This is a genomic window from Amycolatopsis sp. H20-H5, assembly GCF_035828755.1.
Lineage (GTDB): Bacteria > Actinomycetota > Actinomycetes > Mycobacteriales > Pseudonocardiaceae > Amycolatopsis.
Window position 1 is genome coordinate 41,884 of the sequence record NZ_JAYMZS010000066.1, and the last position, 7,340, is coordinate 49,223.

At 66.6% G+C, this 7,340-nt stretch carries 3 protein-coding genes and 1 rRNA gene; all 4 read left to right on the forward strand.

The window, feature by feature from the left end; translation table 11 throughout:
- Positions 1-11: 11 nt before the first annotated feature.
- Positions 12-3,599: a DNA polymerase III subunit alpha gene (gene dnaE / locus QMK34_RS29650; protein WP_326417797.1), complete on the forward strand. Its 3,588-nt coding sequence runs from the start codon at positions 12-14 to the stop codon at positions 3,597-3,599.
- Positions 3,599-5,083, forward strand: coding sequence for an MFS transporter (locus tag QMK34_RS29655; protein WP_326417798.1), 1,485 nt, complete (start codon positions 3,599-3,601; stop codon positions 5,081-5,083). The genes dnaE and QMK34_RS29655 overlap by 1 nt, the downstream gene beginning before the upstream one ends.
- A 504-nt stretch (positions 5,084-5,587) precedes the next feature.
- Entirely contained in the window at positions 5,588-6,781 is a 1,194-nt protein-coding gene (locus tag QMK34_RS29660) for a low temperature requirement protein A (RefSeq protein WP_326417799.1), read from the forward strand.
- 351 nt (positions 6,782-7,132) lie between these two features.
- Positions 7,133-7,340 (forward strand): 16S ribosomal RNA (locus tag QMK34_RS29665); the annotation flags it as partial.

Here is a 7,340-nt window from a genome sequence, read left to right on the forward strand (position 1 = left end):
GGTTTTCGCTGGTGTCGAACGATTCCTTCGTCCACCTGCACGTCCACACCGAGTACTCGATGCTCGACGGTGCGGCGAAGATCGCCCCCCTGTTCAAGGAGGCGGCGCGCCTGAACATGCCCGCGGTCGGGATGACCGACCACGGCAACATGTACGGCGGCGACGAGTTCTACCAGCAGTCGATCAAGCACGGGCTGAAGCCGATCATCGGCATCGAGGCCTACGTCGCGCCGGAGAGCCGCTTCCACAAGAAGCCGGTCTTCTGGGGCCAGTCGAACCAGCGCGGCGCGGACGAACTGGGTGAGGGCGGCGACGTCTCGGGCGCCGGTGCGTACACCCACATGACGATGCTCGCCGAGAACGCCACCGGCCTGCGGAACCTGTTCAAGCTCTCCTCGCTGGCGAGCATGCAGGGCTACTACCGCAAGCCCCGGATGGACCGCGAGCTGATCTCCGAGAACCACACCGGCATCATCGCGACCACCGGCTGCCCGTCGGGCGAGGTGCAGACCCGGCTGCGGCTCGGGCAGAAGGAAGCGGCGATCCAGGCCGCGTCGGACTACAAGGACATCTTCGGCGCCGACAACTTCTTCCTGGAACTGATGGACCACGGGCTGCCGATCGAGCGCTCGGTCCGTGAGGGGCTGCTCGAGGTCGGCAAGCTGCTCGACCTCAAGCCGCTGGCCACGAACGACTCGCACTACGTCACCAAGGACCAGGCCGACACCCACTCGGCGCTGCTGTGCGTGCAGGCGGGCAAGACCCTGAACGACCCGAACCGCTTCAAGTTCGACGGTGACGGTTACTACCTCAAGTCCGCCGAGGACATGCGCGAGTACTGGGACAAAGAGGTCCCCGGCGCCGCCGACTCGACGCTGTGGATCGCCGAGCGTGTCCAGTCCTACGCAGACGTCTACGCGCACAAGGACCGGCTGCCGTTCTTTGAGGTCCCCGACGGCTACGACCAGGGCACCTGGCTGCGCGCCGAGGTCGACAAGGGCCTGAAGTGGCGTTTCCCGGACGGCGAGCCCGAGGGCTACGCCGACCGCATCGAGATCGAGCTCGACGTCATCATCGGGAAGGGCTTCCCGGCCTACTTCCTCATCGTCGCCGACCTCATCAACTACGCCCGCAGCGTCGGCATCCGCGTCGGCCCCGGCCGTGGTTCCGCCGCCGGTTCGCTGGTCGCGTACGTGCTGGGTATCACCAACCTGGACCCGATCCCGCAGAAACTGCTGTTCGAGCGGTTCCTGAACCCCGAGCGCGTGTCCATGCCCGATATCGACATCGACTTCGACGACCGCCGCCGCGGCGAGATGATCCGGTACGCCACCGACAAGTACGGCGTCGACAAGGTCGCCCAGGTCATCACCTTCGGCACCATTAAGACCAAGGCCGCGATCAAGGACTCCGCGCGGGTCCACTTCGGCCAGCCCGGTTACGCCATCGCCGACCGGATCTCCAAGGCGCTCCCGCCGCCGATCATGGCGAAGGACATCCCGCTCTCCGGCATCGTCGACAAGACCCACGAGCGCTACGCCGAGGCCGCCGAGGTCCGCGCGCTCGTCGAGACCGACGAAGAGTGCAAGACGATCTTCGACACCGCCCGCGGTCTCGAGGGCCTGATCCGCAACGCCGGTGTCCACGCCTGCGCGGTCATCATGTCGAGTGAACCGCTCACCAACGCGATCCCGCTCTGGCAGCGTGACGACGGCTCGATCATCACCGGCTGGGACTACCCGTCCTGCGAGGCCATCGGCCTGCTGAAGATGGACTTCCTCGGCCTGCGGAACCTGACGGTCATCGGCGACGCGATCGACAACATCAAGACCAACCGCGGGGTCGACATCGACCTCGACACCCTGGGTGTCGAGGACCCGGAGACGTACAAGATGCTGTCCCGCGGTGACACGCTCGGCGTGTTCCAGCTGGACGGCGGGCCGATGCGCGACCTGCTGCGCCGCATGCAGCCGACCCTGTTCGACGACATCGTGGCGGTGGGCGCGCTGTACCGCCCCGGCCCGATGGGCATGAACGCGCACAACGACTACGCCGACCGCAAGAACAACCGGCAGAAGGTCAGCCCGATCCACCCCGAGCTCGATGGTCCCTTGAAGGAGATCCTGGCCGACACCTTCGGCCTGATCGTCTACCAGGAGCAGATCATGCAGATCGGCCAGAAGGTGGCCGGGTACTCGATGGGCCGCGCGGACGTGCTGCGTCGCGCGATGGGTAAGAAGAAGAAGGAAGTCCTCGACCTCGAGTACGAGGGCTTCGAGGCCGGGATGAAGGGCAGCCCGCTGCTCGACGGCGGCTTCTCGCCCGAAGCGGTCAAGGCGCTGTGGGACACGATCCTCCCGTTCGCGGGGTACGCGTTCAACAAGAGCCACGCGGCCGCGTACGGCCTGATCTCGTACTGGACGGCGTTCCTCAAGGCGAACTTCACGCCGGAGTACATGGCCGCGCTGCTCACGTCGGTCGGGGACAACAAGGACAAGTCCGCGATCTACCTGTCCGAGTGCCGCCGCCTCGGCATCAAGGTGCTGCCGCCGGACGTCAACGAGTCGGCGCTGAGGTTCGCGGCCGTCGGGGACGACATCCGGTTCGGCATGGGCGCGGTGCGCAACGTCGGCGCGAACGTCGTCGACTCGATCATCAAGACCCGCGCGGAGAAGGGGAAGTACTCCTCCTTCACCGACTTCCTCGACAAGTCCGAGCTCGTGGCCTGCAACAAGCGGGTCATCGAGTCGCTGATCAAGGCGGGCGGGTTCGACTCGGTCGGCAACTCGCGCCTGGCGATGATCCAGGTGCACGAGGACGCGGTGGAAGCCGTGGTCCCACTCAAGCGCCAAGAGGCGATGGGCCAGTTCGACCTGTTCGGCTCCGGTGGCGGCGGGGATGGGGATGGCGCGGCGGCCGCGTCCTCTTCCCCCCTCGCCCACCTGAAGTTCGGCGAGGACGAGTACCCGCGCAAGCAGCTGCTCGCCTACGAGCGGGAGATGCTGGGCCTGTACGTCTCGGCGCACCCGCTGGACGGCGCCGAGCGGATCCTGCGCAAACACGCCCCCAAGGCGATCGCCAGCCTGCTCAACGACCCGCCGAAGGAGGGCGAGGTGGTCATCTCCGGGTTGATCACCGCGCTTGAGCGGCGGGTCAACAAGAAGGGCGAGCCCTGGGCGATCTGCACGGTCGAGGACATGGACGCTTCCCTGGAGGTCCTGTTCTTCGCCAAGTCGTACTCGATGTTCGCCGCGGACCTCATCGAGGACAACGCGGTGCTCGTCAAGGGCCGGGTCAACTGGCGCGAGGACAAGATGTCCGTCTTCGGCGGCGGCCTGGTCCCGCTCGACCTGTCCGAGATCGGCAACGGCGTCGACGACCCGCCGCTCGTGCTGCTCGCCGCGGCCGAGAAGATCGACCAGTCGGTGGTCAGCGAGCTGAAGTCGGCCCTGCTGGCGCACAAGGGGGAGACCCCGGTGCACCTCAAGCTGGTCGGCAAGAGTCAGACGGTGTTCGCCCTCTACGACTACCCGGTCAAGGTGAGCTCGATGCTGATCGGTGAGCTCAAGAGCATCCCCGGGATCACCGCGAACACCTGATGGCCGACTACGAACCCGATCCTCGCCGCTGGAAGGCGCTCGCCGTCTCGCTGGCCGCCGGTTTCATGGGCCTGCTCGACGTCAGCATCGTCAACACGGCGCTGCCGTCGATCCAGCGGGACCTGCACGCCACCAGCGGCGGAATCCAGTGGGTCGTCTCGGGCTACGCGCTGGCGTTCGGGCTCGTGCTGGTCACCGGCGGGCGGCTGGGCGACGCACTCGGCCGTCGCCGGATGTTCCTCGCCGCGCTGGCCGGTTTCGTCCTGACCAGCGCGCTCGCGGGCGCCGCCCCGGACGAGACGACGCTGGTGATCGCCCGGCTGGCGCAGGGCTGCGCGGCGGGCATGCTGACCCCGCAGAACACCGGCCTGATCCAGGACCTGTTCCGCGGCCCCGAGCGCGGTCGGGCGTTCGGCCTGTTCGGCGCGGTGGTGGGGATCTCGACGGCCGTCGGCCCGGTGCTCGGCGGGGTGATCCTGGCCGTGTTCGGCGACCCGAACGGCTGGCGCTGGGTGTTCTACGTCAACGTCCCGATCGGCGTGCTGGCGTTCATGCTGGCGCTGCGTCTGCTGCCGAAGGCCCGCCCCGAACGTCGCCCGCTGCTTGAGCAGATCGACTTCGTGGGCATGGTGCTGCTCGCGGTGGCCGTGCTCGGGGTGCTGCTGCCGCTGATCGACTCCGACGTCGGCGGTCTCTGGTGGCTCTTCGTCGTCGCGGTGGTTTTCGGCTTCCTGTTCATCCGCTGGGAGCACCGGATCGTGCACTGCGGCCGCTCGCCGCTGCTGGACACCCGGCTGTTCACCCAGACCCCGGGGTACTCCTCCGGCGCGGCAGTGGGCGCGATCTACTTCTGCGGGTTCGCCGGGATCTGGCTGGTCTTCGCGATGTTCTTCCAGCAGGGTCTCGGGTATACGCCGCTGCAGTCCGGGCTCGCGGTCACCCCGTTCGCGCTCGGCTCGGCGGTGTCCGCGGCGGTCGCCGGGCGGCTCGTGCCCCGGTTCGGGCGGCGGCTGACGGTGACCGGCCTGAGCCTGGTGATTCTCGGGCTGGTCGTGGTCGCGCTGGTGGCCGGGCGGGTCCCGGCCGGTGACGTCGGGCTGGTGATCGCCCTGCCCCTTCTGCTGGCCGGGATAGGTGGCGGGATGGTCATCTCGCCGAACACGACGCTCAGCCTCGAATGCGTCCCGACGTCGATGGCCGGGGTGGCCGGTGGCGCGCTGCAGACCGGGCAGCGGATGGGCACGGCGATCGGCACCGCCGTGCTGGCGACGGTGTTCCACTCGGTGGTCGGGACGAATCCGGACGGTGGTCGCTACCCCGCCGCGCTGTCGGTGGCGATGGCCTGCGCCGCCGGGCTCACCGCGGTCGCCCTCGTGCTGGCGGTCCTGGAACTGCGGGCCCGTCGTCACCGTGCGCGGGCCGACGAGCGGGAACAGGGCCGGCGCGAGGCTGAGAACTCGTCGGCGGACATTCAGCGCAGTTGAACGCTCCCTGCTCGACAATGATCACCCGGACTAGTGACAGAGCTACTCTGAGCAGGAATCAATGCTCCATCCGAGTGACTCGCGTCAGCAGGGTCTAGCGCTACTCAGAGCAACCGAGTAGACCTTATGGAGCCCTGGCTGCGGCTTTTCAGCTACCTACAGTGGCATTCCGCTCGGCAACCCGGGGATGGGGTTACCGGTCGGTTCGATCGTGCGTTATCCGGAGTTCCACGGAATGGGTACGCACGGTCACGGTCCAGTTTCATGTCGTCGGCGTCCGCGGGGGACCGTTCGGCGGCATCTGGACTCGGCCACGGCGGCACGATCAGCGCGGTGAAGGCGAAGGTGCGGACAGGTCCGGGCAGGGGAGCCGGGTCTGTCCGCACTCTCATTTCCCGGTGAGCTCTTCCTCCCGCATGACCTCCGGCCCGTCGTCGCGCCGAGTTCGCCCGATCGTGCTGGGATGACGGCGGATCCCATCGGGTGAGCACGAGGAGCGTGGGGATGTCCGAGACGGCGTCGCGGCCGGGAAACCGGCTCCGGGTCTGGTATCGGCCGATGCGGTCGCGCGACAGCGGGGAAGGCCATCGCGTCTCGACCCCGCTCGAGCTGCTGTTCGACCTCTGTTTCGTGGTCGCGGTCGGCCAGGCCGCCGCGCAGCTGCACCACGCGCTGGGCGAGGGCCACTACGGACACGGCGTGCTGAGCTTCGTGCTGGTGTTCTTCGCGATCTGGTGGGGCTGGCTGAATTTCAGCTGGTTCGCCTCGGCCTACGACACCGACGACGTGCCCTACCGGATCGCGACCCTCGTCCAGATCGCGGGCGGTCTGGTGGTGGCCGCGGGGGTGGACAGTGCCTTCGAGCGCGACTTCCAGGTGATGGTGGTCGGGTACGTGCTCATGAGGCTGGCGATGGTCAGCCAGTGGCTCCGCGCCGCGAGGTCCGACCCGGAGCACCGGGTCAACGCGCTGACCTACGCCGCCGGTATCACGATCGTCCAGCTCCTCTGGATCGTTCGGCTGACCCTGCCGGAGTCGTGGGCGCTGCCCTCGTTCTTCGTACTGGTGCTCGCCGAGTTCGCGGTCCCGATGATCGCCGAACGGCGCAACGGGACGACCTGGCACCCGCATCACATCGCCGAGCGCTACGGCTTGTTCACCATCATCGTGCTGGGCGAATCGGTGTTCGGCGCGACCAACGCCATCAAGGAGGGCATGGCAGACGGCGAGCACATCGCCGGTCTGGCCTCGCTGGCCGGCGCCGGACTGGTGCTGGTCTTCTCCCTGTGGTGGCTGTATTTCGACCAGCCGGGGCACGCGCGGATCACCCGAGGTCGCACTTCCCTGCTGACGTTGTCCAGCTGGGGCTACGGGCACTTCCTGATCTTCGGTTCCGCGGCCGCGATCGGTGCCGGACTGGAGCTCTCGGTCGACTACGACACCCACACCGCGCACATCGCGGGTCTGCCGGCCGGGATGGCGACCACGATCCCCGTCGCGATCTATCTGCTCAGCGTGTGGCTGCTGCACATCGGCCCGACCAACGAATGCCGTCCGATCGCGATCGGCTTCCCTGTCACCGCGGTGCTCGTGCTGGCCGCTTCTTTCGGTCCCGCGCCGATCCACGTCACCGCGGTGCTCGTGGCCGCGCTGGTCACGCTGACCGTCATCGCCACCCGCGGCGCGCGGATTCCATGATCACCGCAGGTCAGAAGCGTGCGAATCCCTTGAGGTACCCCCCTGTTCCAGGGGGTATGTGGCCATGTAAAGTTCTCCAAGTCGCCAGGGAAACCGGGTGGCTGCGGGACACAAACCAAGCTCTCAGCTTCGGCTGGTTGAGTGGGTGTTCCAACACAAACTGCTAGGAACAATTCGCTTCAGGTAAGGCCTCGTGGTGGGGCGCGATCTGCGGTGTGTTGCTTGAGAACTCAACAGTGTGCTAGTGAACTAAGCCAGTAGAGCTTATGTATTTTAACCTCGTTTGAGGTTCCTTTGAGATTGAGAATACTGTTCTTCATTGAACAAATTTAGTCTCGATCAAACAATTCATTGTTGGAGAGTTTGATCCTGGCTCAGGACGAACGCTGGCGGCGTGCTTAACACATGCAAGTCGAACGATGAAGCTCTTCGGGGTGGATTAGTGGCGAACGGGTGAGTAACACGTGGGCAATCTGCCCTGTACTTTGGGATAAGCCTTGGAAACGGGGTCTAATACCGGATATCACTTCTCTGGGCATCCAGGGTTGTTGAAAGTTCT

What these genes read in the sequence shown, in the direction of transcription:
- QMK34_RS29655 (WP_326417798.1), top strand. Translation starts at nt 3,599, where the DNA reads ATGGCCGACTACGAACCCGATCCTCGCCGCTGGAAGGCGCTCGCCGTC.
- QMK34_RS29660 (WP_326417799.1), top strand. Translation starts at nt 5,588, where the DNA reads ATGTCCGAGACGGCGTCGCGGCCGGGAAACCGGCTCCGGGTCTGGTAT.